Source organism: Wocania arenilitoris (assembly GCF_021728535.1).
GTDB classification, from domain to species: Bacteria; Bacteroidota; Bacteroidia; order Flavobacteriales; family Flavobacteriaceae; genus Wocania_A; species Wocania_A arenilitoris.
Map to the genome: position 1 here is coordinate 53,581 of NZ_JAKKDU010000009.1, position 17,345 is coordinate 70,925.

Sequence of the window (17,345 nt, forward strand, 5' to 3'; positions counted from 1 at the left end):
TTTAGGATGTTACATGTGACCGTTGAATAACAATAAATATAAACACATGAAATTAGTCATCGTTACAGCAGTAGAGCAGTTTCAAAAAGATGTTTTGAAACTTTTTAAGAAAGCAAATATTGAAAACTTTAGTAGTTCGGAAATTGATGGATACAAAAGTGGCACCTCATTATTAATGGCCTCTAATTGGTTTTCAGGTAAAAAAGGAAGTAATGAATCAAGTCTATTTTTTTCATTTACAGAAGACAAAAACATTGATGCATTATTCCATTTAATTAAAAAATTTAATACAAACTTAGAAACTAATAATCCCTTAAGAGCGGTTGTAGTTCCTATTGAAAAAATTATATAATCTTAAAAAATTAAGTAAAATGTTAAATACATATTTTAGAGTAATTGTTGGTTTTATGATACTATTAAGTGTAGTTCTAACCGTGTTTTTACATCCAAATTGGGTTTGGTTTACAGTATTTATTGGCGTAAATATGATGCAATCGGCGTTCACAAAATGGTGTTTATTAGAAACTATATTGCAAAAATTAGGAGTAAAAAAATAAGATCTGCGCCCGTACTTCTTTATAATCAGCAATTATATTACTACGTTTGTTATTAAACCCAAATAATAATTTAATACATTTTAAATTGTTATTTTTGGGTATGGATTATAATTTATTACAACAAAAGTTTTCCCATATTTTTGATAACGAATTAATAGTTGAAATTTCAAAAAAAGGGATATTTAAAAACTTCAAGAAAGATGATATTATAATTGATATTGATCAACCATTAAATTTCATTCCTTTATTACTAGTTGGAGATATCAAAATCATTAGAGAAGATGATGATGGCAATGAAATTCTTATATATTTTCTTGAAGCTGGGGAGACTTGCACTATGTCTCTAACATGCTGCTTGGGTATCGCAAAGAGTAAAATTAGAGCTGTAGCCGAAAAAGACTCTAGTTTAATTATGATTCCTGTTGATAATATGCAAAAGTGGTTTGACAGTAATGCTAGTTGGAGAAACTTTATTTTACAAAGCTACCAAATTCGCTTTGAAGAAATGCTTGAAGCTATAGATAGTCTTGCCTTTATGAAAATGGATGAACGTTTATACAAATATCTAAAAAACATGGCTATGATTGATGAATCTAATACCATATTCATAAAACATCAAGATATTGCCGAAGATTTAAATACTTCTCGTGTGGTTATCTCTAGACTTTTAAAGAAATTAGAGAACGAACGTAAAATTAAATTGGGACGAAATAAAATAGTTATGATATAAGTTTTTCACTTTTAAAAGGTCTTTTTTCGTTCATTAAAATTCTTAAAAAAGTTTTTAATACCACAATTAACACGTAAAAAGTAAACTTCAATGTAAATTTGCATACAAACATTAAATATGAATTATATATTAAACCCATGGCCTTGGTATATTTCAGGTCCGCTTATTGCCTTAGTTATGGCGCTCCTACTCTACTTTGGTAAAACATTTGGTATGTCTTCAAATTTAAGAACCATGTGTACTATTGCTGGAGCAGGTAAATTTGTTGATTTTTTCAATTTTAGCTGGAGAGATCAAATTTGGAATTTAACCGTAGTGTTTGGCTCAATAGTTGGTGGCTACATTGCTGTTAACTTTCTATCCAATGATGCTAGGACAGATTTAAATCCAACAACAATAACAGAACTACAAAATATAGGATTTAATAACCCAGGAAAAACACTAGTGCCAAACGAAATTTTCGATTTAGATGTTTTAGTATCTCCTAAAGCCTTAATAATTATCGTTTTAGGCGGTTTGCTGGTTGGTTTCGGTACACGCTATGCCAATGGCTGTACATCTGGGCATGCCATAACAGGTTTAAGCAGCTTACAAAAACCCTCTTTAATTGCTGTTATTGGCTTTTTTATTGGAGGTCTTATTATGGTTAATTTCATTTTACCCTTAATATTTTAAATTATGAAGTTTCTAAAATTTTTATTAGTTGGTATTTTCTTCGGAATTGTATTAGTAAAATCCGAAGCCGTTTCTTGGTACCGTATTTACGAGATGTTTCGTTTCCAGTCTTTTCATATGTATGGTATTATTGGCACCGCAATAGCGACAGGTATTCTTTTTTTACAAATCTCCAAAAGAGGTTACATAAAAAGCATCAAAGGCGCTAATATTTTTGTTCCTAAAAAAGAAAACGGTCTTATTAGATATATTGTTGGCGGCACCATTTTTGGTTTAGGATGGGCGCTAATAGGCGCTTGCCCAGGGCCTATGTACATTTTATTAGGTACAGGTATTTACAGTATGCTTATTGTAATAGCTGCAGCTTTACTGGGCACATTCATTTATGGTGCTTTAAAAGTCAAACTACCTCACTAAATGGATAACACCCAACTCCTTGGATATATTGGCGCTTTAATAGTAGGATTAGTTTTAGGGCTAATTGGTGGCGGTGGTTCAATACTTACCGTACCTTTATTAGTTTACTTATTAGGCTACAACCCAATTGTTGCAACCGCATATTCGTTATTTGTTGTTGGTGCAACATCAATGGTTGGCACATTCCAAAAATATCAAAAAGGTTTAGTTGATTTTAAAACAGGGTTAGCATTTTCATTTCCTTCATTTTTAGCAGTTTATTTATCTCGACGATATTTAGTACCTAGAATTCCAGATACCCTTTTTAGTATTAATAATTTTTCTTTAACTAAAGAAATGGGCATCATGGTATTTTTTGCCATTATTATGCTTTTAGCTTCCATTTCAATGATTAAAAAGAAAAAAGAAATAGATGCAATTCCAGAAAAACAAGCTTATTACAAAACCTTTATACAAGGATTAATAATTGGAACAATAACAGGATTAATAGGCTCTGGCGGTGGTTTTTTATATGTTCCTGCACTTGTAATTTGGGCAAATATCCCCATGAAAAAAGCAGTAGGTACCTCGTTAATTATAATCACTATTAATTCACTAATTGGGTTTACAGGCGATATGCAAACACTAGAAATTGATTGGGTTTTTCTACTTTTATTTACTTTTATATCTGTAATAGGAATTATACTAGGTGTTTTCCTTTCAAAATTTATAAGTGGTAATAAGCTTAAAAAGAGCTTTGGTTTTTTTACATTAATTATGGCTATTTATATTATATACAAAGAAACTAATTTATTAATGTGATAAAAGTCACAAACGAAACCATTTAGGTTTTATATTTTTGAATGATTTATTGAAATAATTTTCGCTTTAGAGGAAATGAAAAAAGTTTAAAAATGAAAATAGAACAAATTTATACAGGCTGCTTAGCTCAAGGCGCTTATTACATCGAATCTAATGGCGAGGTTGCAATAATTGACCCATTGCGCGAAACCCAGCAATACGTTGATAAAGCTAATAAAGAAAATGCAAAAATTAAATATATTTTTGAAACACATTTTCATGCAGATTTTGTTTCTGGCCACGTCGATCTAGCAAAAAAAACAGGCGCAACAATTATTTTTGGTCCTGGTGCTACAACCGAATATGACATTCATGAAGCTGAGGACAATGAAACCTTCAGACTAGGCAATGTAACTATTAAAGTTTTGCACACGCCAGGGCATACCTTAGAATCTACTACCTTTCTTTTAATTGATGAAAACGGGAAAAATCACGCCATTTTTTCAGGAGACACCTTATTTTTAGGTGATGTTGGACGACCAGATTTAGCCATAAAATCAGACCTCACTAAAGAAGATTTAGCAGGTATGTTATACGAATCGTTGCGTAATAAAATAATGCCTTTAGAAGATGATGTTATAGTTTATCCAGCTCACGGTGCAGGTTCGGCTTGTGGTAAAAATTTAAGCAAAGAAACTGTTGGTGTTCTTGGTGAGCAGAAGCAAACTAATTATGCATTACGAGAAGATATGACTAAGGAAGAGTTTGTAGAAGAAGTGCTTGATGGTATTCCACCGCCACCACAATATTTTGCAAAAAATGCCATGATGAACAAATCTGGCTACGATAATTTTGAAACGGTTTTGCAAAAGGGAGATGTAGCTTTAAGTGCTGAAGATTTTGAAATCACTGCCAATCAAGAAGACGCTTTAGTGCTTGATGTTAGAAACGAAAAAGACTTTGTAAATGGCCACATACCAAACTCCATATTTATTGGTATTCATGGTGGGTTTGCTCCATGGGTTGGTGCATTAATTACCGATTTAAAACAGCCCATTTTACTAGTTACACCACAAGGAAAAGAAAAAGAAACTGTAACGCGATTATCTCGTGTTGGTTACGATAATACTTTGGGCTATTTAGATGGCGGTATTGAAGCATGGAAAAAATCTGGTAGAGATATAGAAACAATTGAGTCTATAACTGCCGAAGAGTTTTCTAAACATTATAAAAGCAGCAACATTAACACACTTGATGTTAGAAAAGAGGGTGAATACAAAGCTGAACATTTAGATGGCGATAATGTGCAACACTTTGCATTAGATTTTATTAATGATAACATGAATGCCATTGATAACCATAAAACATATTACATGCATTGCGCTGGTGGTTACCGCTCTGTTATTGCAGCATCTATTTTAAAGGCTCGTGGATTTGATAAATTGATAGATATTGCTGGTGGATTTGATGCCATTAAGAAAACTGATTTACCTACTACAAATTTTATTTGTCCTTCAAGATTATAATTATGAAAACGACATTACAAATACAAAACTTAAAATGTGTTGGTTGTGCCAATACTATTATTAATAGGTTGAGCGAATTAAATTGCCTAACTGAAATTAACGTTGATAATATCTATGATTCTGTCTCTTTTAACTATGAAACCACAGAGAATCTTAAAGAAGTTAAAACCTTGCTAGCAAAACTTGGTTATCCTATTGCTGGAGAAAAAAACGCATTAACTACTAAAGTAAAATCCTTTGTAAGTTGTGCCGTTGGAAGGTTGAGTAAATAACTAAACTAAAAAAGCTCTGATTAAAATCAGAGCTTTTTTTTATACTATTTCTGCACTTAAGCCAGCTTCTAAAAGCATGGAGCAGCGCGGTTTTAAATCATCGTATAAACCTGTTTTAACCGTGCATTTTCCATTATGATGCACAATTATAGAGCATTGTTCTGCTTGTTCTGGAGTGTGTTCGCAAGCAGTAATGAGTGTATCTATAACATGATCGAAAGTATTTACTTCATCATTATAAAGCACAATCTCATTTTGCGTAACTACTTCTTCTTTTAAAAGCAGCTCTTCTGATATTTTTTCTTTAGTACTCATTTGCAATTTTTATACTAATTTAAAAATTTTAACGAAACCCAATTGTTTCTTTCCAATTTTTCTTCAAATTTTAACAAATGTTTTTCACATTCAGCTCTTATAATAGGAATATCTTCATAATAAAATCCGCTTAAAAACAACATACCATTTTCGTTTAAACAAGACGCATAGGTTTTCATATCTTGCAGTAAAATATTCCTGTTAATATTAGCTATAATAATATCGTAAGATTTATTTATTAATAAGCTTGCATCGCCTTCTAAAACTGTAATGTGTTTGCTTTTGTTACGCTCCACATTTTCTAAACTATTTAGGTAACACCAGTTATCGTAATCTATAGCTTCAATGGGCTTAGCTCCTTTTATTTCTGCCAAAATTGCTAAAACACCAGTACCACAGCCCATATCTAGAACAGATTTATTAGTAAAATTATTTTTTAAAATATGCTGAATCATCATGTATGTAGTTTCATGATGACCTGTACCAAAACTCATTTTTGGCTCGATAATTATATCGTATTTTGTATCTGGTTTGTCGTGAAAAGGGGCTCGCACTGAACATAAATCATCGACAATAATAGGATTGAAATTCTTTTCCCATTCAGCATTCCAATTGGTTTGCTCTATATCTTCAAACGTATAGGTAATTTCAAACTCATCAGAATTTAAAATATGTATATCATCTAATACTCCTTTGTTCCATTCACTTTTTTGAATATATGCTGTAACACCATCTTCGTTTTCTACAAAACTTTCAAAACCTGCGTAACCTAATTCTGCAATTAAAATTTCTACTGCAGGGTGCAATGGTTTTACTTTAAAATAGTAACCTAAGTATATAGTGTTTGACATTATTTACTTTTTTCAGACTTAAATATCTAATTACCAATAATATAACTAAATTCATATAAAATAGAATAAAAGATTTTAAAGGAAAAAATCAGCTTTTTAGGAAAAAATTTGAGCTATAGTCATAGCTGTGGCGATAATTTTTAACGAAGAAATTTAAATTTTTTGCTCAAAATATTAATACTATTTTATGTTGATTTAGCTATAATATCTATTCCTAATTTACTTTTGATATTTTTAAAACATAAGCGTAATTAGATATGTTCCAATTTGGATTGTAATTTGGCAATGTAATTTCAACATTTTTACCAGTTTTCTTGCATGATAAACTCCCTTTTACACCAAGCAGGGTAATTTTTGATCTTGACGACAAATTAATATCCTTTATAACTATTTTTTTTCCTGGCCATTTAGGTAAAATGGCATAAACATTTTCTTTTTTTGATGTAAAAAGAACTTCTTTAACAGCCATTCCAGGTTCTGGGTTTATAGTTTGTTTTAAAATATAATTACCTCCTATATACGATTTTCCTTTTTTAGGTTCATGATTACGATTTCCTTTAGACCATTGTCTAGAACGAATCCATTTTCGAGTGCCATAAATAGCTTCTCCATTTATATCTAGCCAAGACCCTATTTGTAATAAACGTTCTTGCATAATAACTGGAATTTTCCCATCACTTGATGGCCCTACATTTAACAATAGATTACCTCCCATACTTACCAAATCGCAAAGCATTAAAACTAATGCTTTAGGCGATGTATAATCTTCAATGTTTTCATTACGATTATATCCAAAAGAAAATCCCATACCTCTGTTTTCTTCCCAAGGATGATTTCCTTCCATACCCTCTGTTTCATACTCTGTAGTATAATATCCGCCATGTTTATGTCTACTTCCTTTAAACCAACGATCATTAATAAGGATCTCTTTATCCTTACTAGCCGACTCATTAAACAACCAAGTTAACAACTCACCACTTTTCCAATAATCATCTTTATGATCCCACTCTCCATCTGCAAATAATATATCTGGCTCATAACGATTTACTAAATCTTTAAATTGTGGGTGATAATGTTCTTTTACAAATTTATCGCCAGGAATATTATACCATGGGTGGTACCATTCATATAAACTATAATACAATCCTGCCTTTAATCCTGCTGTTCGCATAGCTTCCATATATGGCCCCACTAAATCGCGTTTGGGTCCTATGTCTCCTGCATTCCATTTAAAATGTCGGGCATTTTGTGCTTGTTTATTAGGCCATAATGTAAAACCATCATGATGTTTTGAGGTTAAAACAACATACTTTGCACCAGCTTTATTAAATAATTCTGCCCACTCATTAGGATTATAAAGTTCTGCCTTAAACATCTTGCCGAAATCATAATAACTAGATTCATCTCCGTAAACTTCATTCTGAAATTTAGGAACGGCTTTAGGGTCTGGTTTATTGTTACCAAAAATACTTTTACTTTGCAACCATTTTTGATACCATTCTGTGTAAGTACCCACTGGCGACCATGAAGGTACAGCATATGGTCCCCAATGAATAAAAATTCCAAACTTAGCATCTTTATACCAATCTGGAATTGGTCTTGCATCAATCTTTTCCCATAGTCCTGAAGCTTTAGATACTTCAACCTTTACATCCCATTCCTTTTTAGTAGTATCCTGCGCATTTACTACAATTGAACTAAAAAGAATTACTAAAGAAAATATTAGTGATTTTAAGTCTCGTTTATCCATTCTTTTATTTTTTTAATTTAAAATGCATTTACAATAGCAAAAAAATCGTCTGCATTAAGTGCAGCTCCTCCTATTAAACCACCATCTACATCTGGTTTAGAGAAAATTTCTTTGGCGTTTGTGGGTTTACAACTTCCGCCGTAAAGAATAGACACGCTATTTGCTACCTCGTCGCCATACTTATCTGCTAATGTTTTTCTTATAAATGCATGCATATCTTGTGCTTGCTCTGGGCTTGCAGTTTCTCCCGTACCAATGGCCCAAACAGGCTCGTAAGCCAATACAATATTTTTAAATGCTGAAGCTTCTAAATGAAATAAAGCGTTTTTAATTTGATTTTCTACAACGGCTTCTTGATTGCTAGATTTTCTGTCGGCTAACACTTCTCCAAAACAGAAAATAACCTTCATTTTATTGGCTAAAGCTGCATCTACTTTTTTTGCTAATAAGGCATCGGTTTCTCCAAAGTATTCTCTGCGTTCTGAGTGCCCCAAAATTACTGTTTTTACACCTACAGATTTTAACATTTTTGCAGATATTTCTCCTGTAAAGGCACCATTCTCTTCAAAATGCATGTTTTGTGCTGCTACTTTTACTTTAGATTTTTTTGTTGCTTTTACTGCACCTGCTAAACTTACAAATGTTGGTGCTATAATTACGTTTGCATTTTTAATTTTTGCTTTTTTTACTTTTTTTGCAACTTGTTTAGCTAACTTTTTTGATTCTGCTAAACCATTGTTCATCTTCCAATTTCCTGCAACAATTTGTTTTCTCATAAGATTGGTATTATTTTTTATGTTTTGAAGTTAATCTATTTTATATATTGAATTTTGCACAAAAATACTACTTTTTTATGGCTTGAATTAACTTATCATCTCCTGCTTTTATTGCTTTAAATAATTCTATATTTCCTGCTTTGTTTATTACCATATATCTAGGAATCCAATTTAAATTTATAAAATTGGAAAAAACGCCATCCCAACCTGATTGAATAAAATAATGCACACCTGTAAGATTGTATTTTTTTATGCCTCTTTTCCATGATTTTTCGCTTTTATCTAATGATAAAAACACATAAACTACATCTTTAAACTCGTTTTGTAATGCTTTAATTTCTGGTATTGCTACAATACAATCTTTACACCAACTTGCCCATATATCAATAAATACTGTTTTTCCTTTATAGGTGTTTAAAATGTCTTTGAAAGTGGTGGTGTTTCCTTCTAAAGTTATAAATGTATCGTTTAATGCTTCGTCTGAAAATTGTGTTGGCTCCTCTGTATTGCAACTAAAAATACTGAACAATAGAATTAAAATGTAATTCGTTTTTTTCATTTTTTATTTTAATGATGGCTTATGTAGCTACAAATTCACGAATGCCTTGTTTTATAAAATCTTAACTTATTCTTTTTTTAAATCGATTTTCATAAAACCGTCGTAATTACTATTATTGACTATATTTATAGAATCTATTATTGAAGAGTCTATGGTGTATAAATAGTTTTTAAAAGTTTTATCAGCTAAAACGGAATCCATTTCTTTTTTGGTTGAAACCTTTCCGTCTATAACATAAAGAATATTATTTATTTTAATCCGACTCGTTTTTGGTGCTGACTTCCATTCTACTTTAGGTAACTTCAATTTTTCAATATCGTTCCAGTGGAGTTTTTGTTTTACTGTTCCAGCATCTAATTCTAATATTCCTGGGTTAGAACGCACAACCGTTTTTAGTGCTTTTTCATCACATAAATACCAATTAAAATTTAAATTATAAGCATTATTGATACGCTGCTTAGCATCGTTTCCAGATGCTGTTAATCCTATAACTTTATAACCATTTTTAATAGCTTCATCGGTTATTGCTTTTAGTTTTAAAACACCTTCTTTTTCAATCTTTTCTAAACTATACGAGACTATAACAATTAGATTTTCTTTACTTAAAAAATGCTTAGTTAAATCTTCGTCATCAGTTTCAATAGAAAAATCTAAAACTGGTGGTTGATATGCTTCTCTAATAACTTTGGTTTCTACACCTACATACTCGCCATCAACTGTTGGATAGCTACCATCTGTAACAATTTCTTTTTCTTCACCATTAATATTAAATGTCCATGTGTATTCTTGAATAGCTTTTGGTGCATCCTCAGGAATTATCATACCTTCATAAATATTGTTTCCAATTTTATAGGCTCTAAAATCTATTGTGGGTAAATGCATAAGTACATGATAGCCAAACCACAAACTAACCACAAAGCTTAATAGTGCTAGAATTGTAGTTGGTAATTTGCTAAGCAAAGGTTTTACATGTTGTAATCCAAATACTAAAATCAGAATAAAAAACAGTAATATAACATCTTTAGTAAAACTCTCCCAAGGTGTTAGTTTTAATGCATCACCAAAGCAACCGCAATCTTTCACCTTATCGAAATAAGCCGAATAAAAGGTTAAAAATGTAAAAAAAACAATCATTGCTAACAAACTCCAAACGGTGAATTTAGGTTTGTAACCAATGAGTAAAAATACACCTAAAACGACTTCGAAAACCACAACGAGAATAGAAATACCTAGAGCATATGGTATTAAAAACTCTATATTTAAAACATCAGCACTAAAGTATTCTTCTAGCTTATACGAAAACCCTAGAGGGTCATTTAACTTTATAAATCCTGAAATGATAAATAAAACACCGACGAATATTCTGCTTAATGCTACTAGTATTTTCATAAATTTTGTCATTCCCGAGAAGGCGGGAATCTTTTTAATTGAACCTTAATTTTTATAAAGTGGATTCCTGCCTTCGCAGGAATGATAACTATTCTTCTTTTAAATGAATTAATGCAAAAACTGCATAATTAATCATGTCTTGATAATTAGCATCAACACCTTCGCTTACCAAAGTTTCACCTTTGTTATCTTCAATGGTTTTAACGCGTAATAATTTTTGTAAAATTAAATCGGTTAAACTACTTACCCTCATATCTCGCCACGCTTCTCCATAATCATGGTTTTTATTTTCCATGAGTTTTTTTGTAATGGCAGCTTGTTCGGTGTATAAATCAGTAGCCTCTTCTGTAGTCATATCAGGTTGTTCAACCACACCTTTTTCTAACTGTATAAGTGCCATAATACAATAATTAATTATACCAATAAACTCACTTACTTCACCTTCATCTACCTTTCTTACTTCGTTTTGTTGTAAACCTCTAATGCGCTGCGCTTTTATAAAAATTTGGTCGGTTAATGATGGTAAACGTAATATCCTCCACGCACTACCATAATCACTCATTTTTTTAATAAATAAACTTTTACAGGTATCTATTACAGCATCGTATTGTTTTGAAGTATCTTGCATCTATGGTAAACTCATTTTAATTTTTTCTATTTCCTAAAAAATGGCTAAAATTCATTAATATTACGTTACTTTTCTTACACATAGCGGTGCTATGTCTTTTAAAAAGTGCCTCATCTTAATAAATTTTATCTCATTTTCGGTTAAAAACAAAAAATCAAGATGAGTTCAATATCAATTTTGTGTAAATTTCGCTTAAATTGTTTAAAGTTCAAAAGTTTAGTGTTTAAAGTTTTGGAGTTTATATTTCTACTTTCAAGTTTAATGTTTTAGGTTTGGAATTTGATATTTTAAATATTGAGATTTTAAGATTATGATGATTAATTGCAAAGGACAACTCATCGATTTATCATCACCAAAAGTGATGGGGATTTTAAATATTACACCAGATTCGTTTTACGATGGTGGCTCTTATAAAAATAATAGAGTCATTTTAAACAAAGTTGAAAAAATGCTTAATGAAGGAGCAACATTTATTGATGTTGGTGCTTACAGTTCGCGTCCAAATGCCGATTATGTTAGTGAAACTGATGAATTAAAACGCATATTACCCATTGTTAATTTGATTTTAAAAGAATTTCCAAGGACATTGCTTTCTATTGATACCTTTAGAAGTGAAGTTGCGAAACACTGCGTTGAAGCAGGCGCTTGTATGATTAATGATATTTCGGCAGGAAAATTAGATGATGCTATGTTACAAACTATTGCTAATTTAAAAGTGCCATATATTATGATGCATATGCGTGGCACTCCGCAAAACATGCAACAAAAAACACATTATGATGATTTGATAAAAGATATCATCTTTTATTTTTCTGAACGCATTACAGCTGCCAAACAATTAGGCATTATTGATATGATTATCGACCCTGGTTTTGGTTTTGCAAAAACTTTAGAGCAGAATTTTAAAGTTTTAAATCAATTGGAATTATTTAAAATGTTAGACAAACCTATTTTGGCTGGTATTTCCAGAAAATCTATGATTTATAAAACTTTAGAAACCTCAGCTAGTAATGCTTTAAATGGTACAACGGCTTTAAATACGGTGGCTTTACAAAAGGGTGCTTCTATTTTACGAGTGCACGATGCTAAGGAAGCTGTGGAGTGTGTAAAATTGGTTGAAGCTCTAAAACAAATTACTATTTAAAACAACTCCCTTACTCCCTCTTTTTTAGGAGGAAAACTCATTCTTTATAAAGAATCTAAATATGAAATATAACTTTATATCTATTTTATTACTACTTATTTTTTCCTGCGGAAAAGAAAAAGTGATTTTACTACCAGAAATAACGCATTCTGAAACTACCGATATTAAAGATGTTTCTGCTGCTTATTTATTTTATGATGAAACTCAAAAAGATAGTGTTGAGCTAAATAGAAAAAACCTAATTAGCACCACAAATTGGTTGGTAAATGTGGATAAACGCTTAACCTTAAAACAAGCTATTCCTCATATTAAATTCCTCCAAGAGAAAAAACGAAACTCAAGCCATATAAATGAAAATGCTAAAAATTACTTTACTTGTAGTGATATTAGCAGACAAAATCTAGGTTTTATTGAGTTTACGGATGTTTATTATAACAAAAAACACATTGTAAATGTTTTGGCGGATAACTATTCTTCTTTAAGCAACAAATTAATTATCAATATAGAATCTTTAAATGACATAAAAATAAATTCTCATTTTAATGAAATCAACATAACTCATTCTAATAGCCAAGAACTAAACCAAGACATTAAATCTTTATCAAACAATAAAAAAAATACCGTAATGTTATTCTTCGGTAAAAATTTGTTGTTTCAAGATTATATCACAATAAAATCAATTATTTCAAAATTGAATTTAGAAAATATAACCATATCTAATAACGAATTTATTTATTAACCCATATTTTACTAAATTTACCAAAACCCACTAACCTTTGGAAATTTTTAAAGACCTTTTAAAATTTACAGTTGTCGATATTATCGATGTTATTTTAGTAGCCCTACTACTCTACTACATTTACAAGCTTATAAAAGGTACTGTTGCCATTAATATTTTTATTGGTATTATTATTATCTACTTGGTTTGGAGATTAACAGATTTTCTTGAAATGGAACTCCTAACCAGCATTTTTGGTGGTTTTATTAAAGTAGGTATTATTGCTTTAATCGTGGTATTTCAACCAGAAATCAGGAAGTTTTTACTTATGGTAGGCTCGACAAATTTTAGTAGGCGACGCAAATTTTTACAGCAATTTAAGTTTATAAAAAATGAAACTGGAGACGAAACCGATGTAGATGCCATAGTTTCTGCTTGCGTTAAAATGGGGGCATCAAAAACTGGAGCACTTATTGTTTTTGAGCGTAATAATAACCTTGATTTTTTATCGTCTTCTGGTGATGAAATGAACATAAAAGTAACTCAACCCATTATAGAAAGTATCTTCTTTAAAAACAGTCCGCTACATGATGGTGCTATAGTAGTAAGCAATAATATTGTAAAAGCAACACGTGTTATTCTTCCTGTAAATAACGAAAAAAATATACCACAACGTTTCGGATTACGCCACAGAGCTGCCATTGGTGTTACCGAAAAAACGGATGCTTTAGCCTTGGTTGTTAGTGAAGAAACAGGACATATTTCTTATTTTAAAGATGGTGAGTTTGTTGTGTTTGACAACACCGATCAGCTTAACAAAATAATTAAAAAAGATCTAGCTTAATGAATTGTAGAAACTGCAACAATACGCTTAGAACCGATTTTAGTTTTTGTCCAGATTGTGGTTCTAAAATTATTAGGAATAGATTGACTCCTAAAAGTTTAACATATGATTTTTTAGAGCGCTATTTTAATTTAGATAACACATTTTAAAAACAATCAGACATATAATTATTAAGCCAGAAAATGTTTGTGGTGGTTATATATCTGGAATTCGAAAAAAATATTTAAATCCAGTAAGCATGCTTGCAATTACGCTTACATTATCTGGATTTATTCTTTTCTTGATAAAAAAAGTAGCATGAAGTAATATTGATTTTTCAAAAATAAGTTACGCCCAAACTAGCTCTGGTGGTGTAGGAACTGAAAAAATAATGTCTGCAACTATGGAGTATAGTTCGATACTTTTTTTTATTTTACATTCCCTTTATAGCATTTGCTAGCTATTTATTCTTTAACAAAAAGCAATACAACTTTGCCGAACATACAGTAACTTCAATATATGCATTGACTAGCTTTGGTATTATTGGATCAGTTTATGCAATTATAACACTTCTTACAAATCCACAGTTTTATGTAGATGCAGCACTTATTTACTCCTTGGTGATGATATTGTTTTGTATTTATGTTTGCTACAAAAATTCTATGGACAGTCTAAAATCTTTGTTCTGGAGAATCCCTCTGTTTTTGTTGATTTTTTTAATTGGATATATGGGTATTTCACTTGTAACCTTAGTCATTTTATTTCTAACAGGTGAAATATCAATCCAAGATTTAATACCGAAATAATCTTTTATGCCACTTCCTCCTTTAAAAACTGAACTTCGTATAGGTTTCTGTAATACCCATTTTCTTTTTTAAGTAATTCGTCATGAGTACCTTGTTCAACAATTTTACCAGCATCCATAACTATAATTTTATCCGCCTTTTTTATGGTTGCTAATCTGTGAGCAATAACTATAGATGTGCGCCCTTTAGTAATTTTATCAGTGGCATTTTGAATGAGCTGTTCAGAATAAGAATCTACCGATGATGTTGCTTCATCTAGCACCAAAATACTCGGGTTAGTTACATAAGCACGTAAAAATGAAATAAGTTGACGTTGACCAGAAGATAGCATCACGCCACGTTCTTTTACATTATAGTTGTAACCATTTGGCAAACTCATTATAAAATCATGTATACCAATATCCTTAGCTGCTTTTTCTACTTCAGCCTCAGTAATTTCTGGATTGTTTAATGTAATATTATTCAAAATAGTATCGGCAAATAAAAATACATCTTGTAATACTACAGCTATTTGTGTGCGTAAAGATTCTAAAGTAACCTCTTTAATATCAATATCATCAACACAAATGGCTCCATCTTTAATTTCGTAAAAACGATTTAGTAAATTTATAATAGTCGATTTTCCTGCACCAGTAGCTCCAACAATGGCAATAGTTTCTCCAGCATTAACATTAAAGGAAACACCTTTTAAAACCTCCTCATCTTCAACATAACTAAAATATACCTTTTTAAAAGTTATATCGCCTTTAAAGTGTTTTGCTATATGAGTTCCTGTATCGTCAATTTGCGACGTTGTGTCTATAACTTTAAACACGCGGTTTGCAGCAACCATACCCATTTGCAACGTATTAAACTTATCGGCTATTTGCCTAAGTGGTCTAAACAACATGGGAATAAACATTATAAAAGCCACTAAAGTCCCTTTGGTTATACTGCCCTCTAAAACCACATTTAATCCACCGTACCACGCCACCAAACCAATAGTAATTGAACTTGATAAATCTGCCAAAGGAAAAAATATAGAATTATACCAAACAGTTTTTAACCAGCCTTTTTTATGGCGATTGTTTATAGTTTTAAATCTTTTATATTCTGTGGTTTCGCGTGTAAATATTTGCAATATTTTCATGCCCGTTAAGCGTTCTTGCACAAATGAATTTAGATTTGAAACTTCGTTTCTTACCTCCTCAAAAGCTTTTTTCATGTATTTCTGAAAAATACGAGTGGCATATAATAATAAAGGCAACATGGCAAACACAATTAAACTCAATTTTACGTTGGTATATACCATAAAACCAAAAACTACAGCCATAGTAAGTAGGTCTCTAAAAATCATAAATAATCCTTGACCAAAAATATCGGCAATACGTTCCATATCGGTTACGGCTCTTGTAATAAGTACACCAACTGAAGAATTATCGTAATACTTCATTTTAAAACGAAGCAAATGATTAAACAGTTTTACACGAACATCCATAACCAAATTTTGCCCTAGCCACGAGGCATAAAAAATAAATGCTAGTTGAAATATCGTTTGCAAAATTAAAACCCCTAACATAACAGTAATGTAAAACAAGAATTTATCTGGGTTTTCGCCTGCAATACTATCATCAATCGCAAACTGCGTTAATTTAGGTGTTGCCGCACTAAAAAGTGCTAACAAAACCACCATTAATAACAAACCCAAAAAGACAACTTTATAAGGCTTTATATATTGAAATAGACGTGTAAATAATTTTACGTCGAAAATATTTTCTTTCTTTTTAGTCATTTATATTTTTATATCGTCTGGATATTCAATTTTGGTTAAATATAAAGCATGGGCTGGCACAGAAAAACCTGCTTCACTTCTATTTTTAGATTTAATAATTTGGTGCAATTCTTCAATAGATGTTTTGCCTAAACCAATATTAATCATAGTTCCTGCAATAGCTCTTACCATATTACGCAAAAACCTATTGGCTTTAATTGTAAATTGCAGCTCGTTATTTTTAATAACCCATTCTGCTTTCATAATATTACAATAATACGTTTTTACATCGGTATTACTTTTTGAAAAGCATTGAAAATCTTTATAATCGAATAAAATTTTTGAAGCTTCATTCATTTTATCAACATCCAAAGTTTGCTTCACATAAAACGAATTGTTAAAAGTAAACACATTTTTATCTAAAGCTATTCTGTATAAATACGTTCTGCTTAATGCGTTAAAGCGCGCATGAGTATCATTTTTCACTTTAAAAATATTATAAATAGCAATATCTTTTGGCAAAAACGAATTAAGCTTAAATATTAAATTATCATCACTTAACTCATCCTTAAAATCAAAATGAGCAAACATTTGCGAAGCATGCACACCAGTATCTGTTCGTCCTGCACCCATTACAGAGATTGGCGTTTTTAATACAGTAGATAAGGCATTTTCTAAAACTTCTTGTACTGATGCGGTTTTAGGTTGATTTTGCCAACCATGATAAGCACTACCATTGTAAGAGAGTTCTATAAAATATCGCAATTTGTTTTATTTTTTAATGAGATTGCAAAGATAGAGAGATTTGATTTTCTAACGAAAATCATTGTCTTAATTAAATATTAAAAGATTTATAATTACGAAGTGATTTTTCTTAAG

Annotated in this window: 21 protein-coding genes; 12 read left to right on the forward strand and 9 right to left on the reverse strand. The window is 30.9% G+C overall.

Annotated features, from left to right (window positions below; all coding sequences use genetic code 11):
• Window positions 1-46: 46 nt before the first annotated feature.
• The 8 genes from L3X37_RS08955 (at window position 47) to L3X37_RS08990 (ending at window position 4,957) form a co-directional block, all read left to right on the forward strand.
• On the forward strand, window positions 47-352 hold the full coding sequence (locus L3X37_RS08955) for a hypothetical protein (RefSeq protein ID WP_237239836.1): 306 nt from the start codon (window positions 47-49) through the stop codon (window positions 350-352).
• Window positions 353-371: 19 nt separating this feature from the next.
• Complete coding sequence (locus L3X37_RS08960; protein WP_237239837.1) at window positions 372-557, forward strand: YgaP family membrane protein; 186 nt, start codon at window positions 372-374, stop codon at window positions 555-557.
• 100 nt (window positions 558-657) lie between these two features.
• Window positions 658-1,287: a Crp/Fnr family transcriptional regulator gene (locus L3X37_RS08965; RefSeq protein WP_237239838.1), complete on the forward strand. Its 630-nt coding sequence runs from the start codon at window positions 658-660 to the stop codon at window positions 1,285-1,287.
• Between the two features lie 117 nt (window positions 1,288-1,404).
• Window positions 1,405-1,962, forward strand: coding sequence for a YeeE/YedE family protein (locus L3X37_RS08970; RefSeq protein ID WP_237239839.1), 558 nt, complete (start codon window positions 1,405-1,407; stop codon window positions 1,960-1,962).
• A gap of 3 nt (window positions 1,963-1,965) precedes the next feature.
• A complete protein-coding gene (locus L3X37_RS08975; RefSeq protein ID WP_237239840.1) occupies window positions 1,966-2,379 on the forward strand; it encodes a DUF6691 family protein in 414 nt (137 codons plus the stop codon).
• Window positions 2,380-3,180, forward strand: coding sequence for a sulfite exporter TauE/SafE family protein (locus L3X37_RS08980; RefSeq protein WP_237239841.1), 801 nt, complete (start codon window positions 2,380-2,382; stop codon window positions 3,178-3,180).
• Between the two features lie 92 nt (window positions 3,181-3,272).
• Window positions 3,273-4,685 (forward strand): MBL fold metallo-hydrolase, encoded by a 1,413-nt coding sequence (locus L3X37_RS08985; RefSeq protein ID WP_237239842.1) that lies wholly within the window; start codon window positions 3,273-3,275, stop codon window positions 4,683-4,685.
• A gap of 2 nt (window positions 4,686-4,687) precedes the next feature.
• Window positions 4,688-4,957 carry a heavy-metal-associated domain-containing protein gene (locus tag L3X37_RS08990; RefSeq protein ID WP_237239843.1) on the forward strand — a complete coding sequence of 90 codons (270 nt, stop codon included), beginning with the start codon at window positions 4,688-4,690 and terminating at the stop codon, window positions 4,955-4,957.
• Between the two features lie 39 nt (window positions 4,958-4,996).
• Here L3X37_RS08990 and L3X37_RS08995 read toward each other — a convergent pair whose 3' ends face one another.
• The 7 genes from L3X37_RS08995 to L3X37_RS09025 form a co-directional block, all read right to left on the reverse strand.
• Entirely contained in the window at window positions 4,997-5,272 is a 276-nt protein-coding gene (locus L3X37_RS08995) for an ATP-dependent Clp protease adaptor ClpS (RefSeq protein WP_237239844.1), read from the reverse strand.
• 14 nt (window positions 5,273-5,286) lie between these two features.
• Window positions 5,287-6,123 (reverse strand): 50S ribosomal protein L11 methyltransferase, encoded by an 837-nt coding sequence (gene prmA / locus L3X37_RS09000; protein ID WP_237239845.1) that lies wholly within the window; start codon window positions 6,121-6,123, stop codon window positions 5,287-5,289.
• A gap of 214 nt (window positions 6,124-6,337) precedes the next feature.
• Window positions 6,338-7,873 carry an alpha-L-fucosidase gene (locus tag L3X37_RS09005; RefSeq protein WP_237239846.1) on the reverse strand — a complete coding sequence of 512 codons (1,536 nt, stop codon included), beginning with the start codon at window positions 7,871-7,873 and terminating at the stop codon, window positions 6,338-6,340.
• Between the two features lie 17 nt (window positions 7,874-7,890).
• Window positions 7,891-8,649 carry a triose-phosphate isomerase gene (tpiA, locus tag L3X37_RS09010; protein ID WP_237239847.1) on the reverse strand — a complete coding sequence of 253 codons (759 nt, stop codon included), beginning with the start codon at window positions 8,647-8,649 and terminating at the stop codon, window positions 7,891-7,893.
• Window positions 8,650-8,716: 67 nt separating this feature from the next.
• Window positions 8,717-9,208, reverse strand: a complete 492-nt coding sequence (locus L3X37_RS09015; RefSeq protein WP_237239848.1) for a TlpA family protein disulfide reductase — start codon at window positions 9,206-9,208, stop codon at window positions 8,717-8,719.
• Between the two features lie 66 nt (window positions 9,209-9,274).
• A complete protein-coding gene (locus L3X37_RS09020) occupies window positions 9,275-10,597 on the reverse strand; it encodes a BT_3928 family protein (RefSeq protein WP_237239849.1) in 1,323 nt (440 codons plus the stop codon).
• 88 nt (window positions 10,598-10,685) lie between these two features.
• Complete coding sequence (locus L3X37_RS09025; RefSeq protein ID WP_237239850.1) at window positions 10,686-11,225, reverse strand: DUF1599 domain-containing protein; 540 nt, start codon at window positions 11,223-11,225, stop codon at window positions 10,686-10,688.
• A 310-nt stretch (window positions 11,226-11,535) separates the two neighbouring features.
• Between L3X37_RS09025 and folP the strand changes: the two genes are divergently transcribed.
• The 4 genes from folP to L3X37_RS15410 all read left to right on the forward strand — a co-directional run bounded on the left by folP (window position 11,536) and on the right by L3X37_RS15410 (window position 14,232).
• Window positions 11,536-12,369, forward strand: a complete 834-nt coding sequence (gene folP, locus L3X37_RS09030; protein WP_237239851.1) for a dihydropteroate synthase — start codon at window positions 11,536-11,538, stop codon at window positions 12,367-12,369.
• A gap of 61 nt (window positions 12,370-12,430) precedes the next feature.
• Window positions 12,431-13,108 carry a hypothetical protein gene (locus L3X37_RS09035; RefSeq protein ID WP_237239852.1) on the forward strand — a complete coding sequence of 226 codons (678 nt, stop codon included), beginning with the start codon at window positions 12,431-12,433 and terminating at the stop codon, window positions 13,106-13,108.
• Between the two features lie 37 nt (window positions 13,109-13,145).
• The gene (locus L3X37_RS09040) at window positions 13,146-13,931 is read left to right on the forward strand and encodes a diadenylate cyclase (RefSeq protein WP_237239853.1); all 786 of its coding nucleotides are present in this window, start codon (window positions 13,146-13,148) and stop codon (window positions 13,929-13,931) included.
• Between the two features lie 154 nt (window positions 13,932-14,085).
• A complete protein-coding gene (locus L3X37_RS15410; RefSeq protein WP_369409888.1) occupies window positions 14,086-14,232 on the forward strand; it encodes a DUF3667 domain-containing protein in 147 nt (48 codons plus the stop codon).
• Window positions 14,233-14,720: 488 nt separating this feature from the next.
• On the opposite strand, the gene L3X37_RS09045 is transcribed toward L3X37_RS15410, so the two are convergent.
• Both L3X37_RS09045 and truA read right to left on the reverse strand, forming a co-directional pair.
• On the reverse strand, window positions 14,721-16,487 hold the full coding sequence (locus L3X37_RS09045) for an ABC transporter ATP-binding protein (RefSeq protein WP_237239854.1): 1,767 nt from the start codon (window positions 16,485-16,487) through the stop codon (window positions 14,721-14,723).
• A complete protein-coding gene (gene truA, locus L3X37_RS09050; RefSeq protein WP_237239855.1) occupies window positions 16,488-17,231 on the reverse strand; it encodes a tRNA pseudouridine(38-40) synthase TruA in 744 nt (247 codons plus the stop codon).
• Window positions 17,232-17,345 lie beyond the last annotated feature (114 nt).

What these genes read in the sequence shown, in the direction of transcription:
- L3X37_RS08990 (WP_237239843.1), top strand. Translation starts at nt 4,688, where the DNA reads ATGAAAACGACATTACAAATACAAAACTTAAAATGTGTTGGTTGTGCC.
- L3X37_RS08960 (WP_237239837.1), top strand. Translation starts at nt 372, where the DNA reads ATGTTAAATACATATTTTAGAGTAATTGTTGGTTTTATGATACTATTA.
- L3X37_RS09035 (WP_237239852.1), top strand. Translation starts at nt 12,431, where the DNA reads ATGAAATATAACTTTATATCTATTTTATTACTACTTATTTTTTCCTGC.
- L3X37_RS09045 (WP_237239854.1), bottom strand. Translation starts at nt 16,487, where the DNA reads ATGACTAAAAAGAAAGAAAATATTTTCGACGTAAAATTATTTACACGT.
- L3X37_RS08970 (WP_237239839.1), top strand. Translation starts at nt 1,405, where the DNA reads ATGAATTATATATTAAACCCATGGCCTTGGTATATTTCAGGTCCGCTT.
- tpiA (WP_237239847.1), bottom strand. Translation starts at nt 8,649, where the DNA reads ATGAGAAAACAAATTGTTGCAGGAAATTGGAAGATGAACAATGGTTTA.
- L3X37_RS08965 (WP_237239838.1), top strand. Translation starts at nt 658, where the DNA reads ATGGATTATAATTTATTACAACAAAAGTTTTCCCATATTTTTGATAAC.
- L3X37_RS08980 (WP_237239841.1), top strand. Translation starts at nt 2,380, where the DNA reads ATGGATAACACCCAACTCCTTGGATATATTGGCGCTTTAATAGTAGGA.
- prmA (WP_237239845.1), bottom strand. Translation starts at nt 6,123, where the DNA reads ATGTCAAACACTATATACTTAGGTTACTATTTTAAAGTAAAACCATTG.
- L3X37_RS09005 (WP_237239846.1), bottom strand. Translation starts at nt 7,873, where the DNA reads ATGGATAAACGAGACTTAAAATCACTAATATTTTCTTTAGTAATTCTT.
- folP (WP_237239851.1), top strand. Translation starts at nt 11,536, where the DNA reads ATGATGATTAATTGCAAAGGACAACTCATCGATTTATCATCACCAAAA.
- L3X37_RS08995 (WP_237239844.1), bottom strand. Translation starts at nt 5,272, where the DNA reads ATGAGTACTAAAGAAAAAATATCAGAAGAGCTGCTTTTAAAAGAAGAA.
- L3X37_RS08975 (WP_237239840.1), top strand. Translation starts at nt 1,966, where the DNA reads ATGAAGTTTCTAAAATTTTTATTAGTTGGTATTTTCTTCGGAATTGTA.
- L3X37_RS09025 (WP_237239850.1), bottom strand. Translation starts at nt 11,225, where the DNA reads ATGCAAGATACTTCAAAACAATACGATGCTGTAATAGATACCTGTAAA.
- L3X37_RS08955 (WP_237239836.1), top strand. Translation starts at nt 47, where the DNA reads ATGAAATTAGTCATCGTTACAGCAGTAGAGCAGTTTCAAAAAGATGTT.
- L3X37_RS09020 (WP_237239849.1), bottom strand. Translation starts at nt 10,597, where the DNA reads ATGAAAATACTAGTAGCATTAAGCAGAATATTCGTCGGTGTTTTATTT.
- L3X37_RS09015 (WP_237239848.1), bottom strand. Translation starts at nt 9,208, where the DNA reads ATGAAAAAAACGAATTACATTTTAATTCTATTGTTCAGTATTTTTAGT.
- L3X37_RS08985 (WP_237239842.1), top strand. Translation starts at nt 3,273, where the DNA reads ATGAAAATAGAACAAATTTATACAGGCTGCTTAGCTCAAGGCGCTTAT.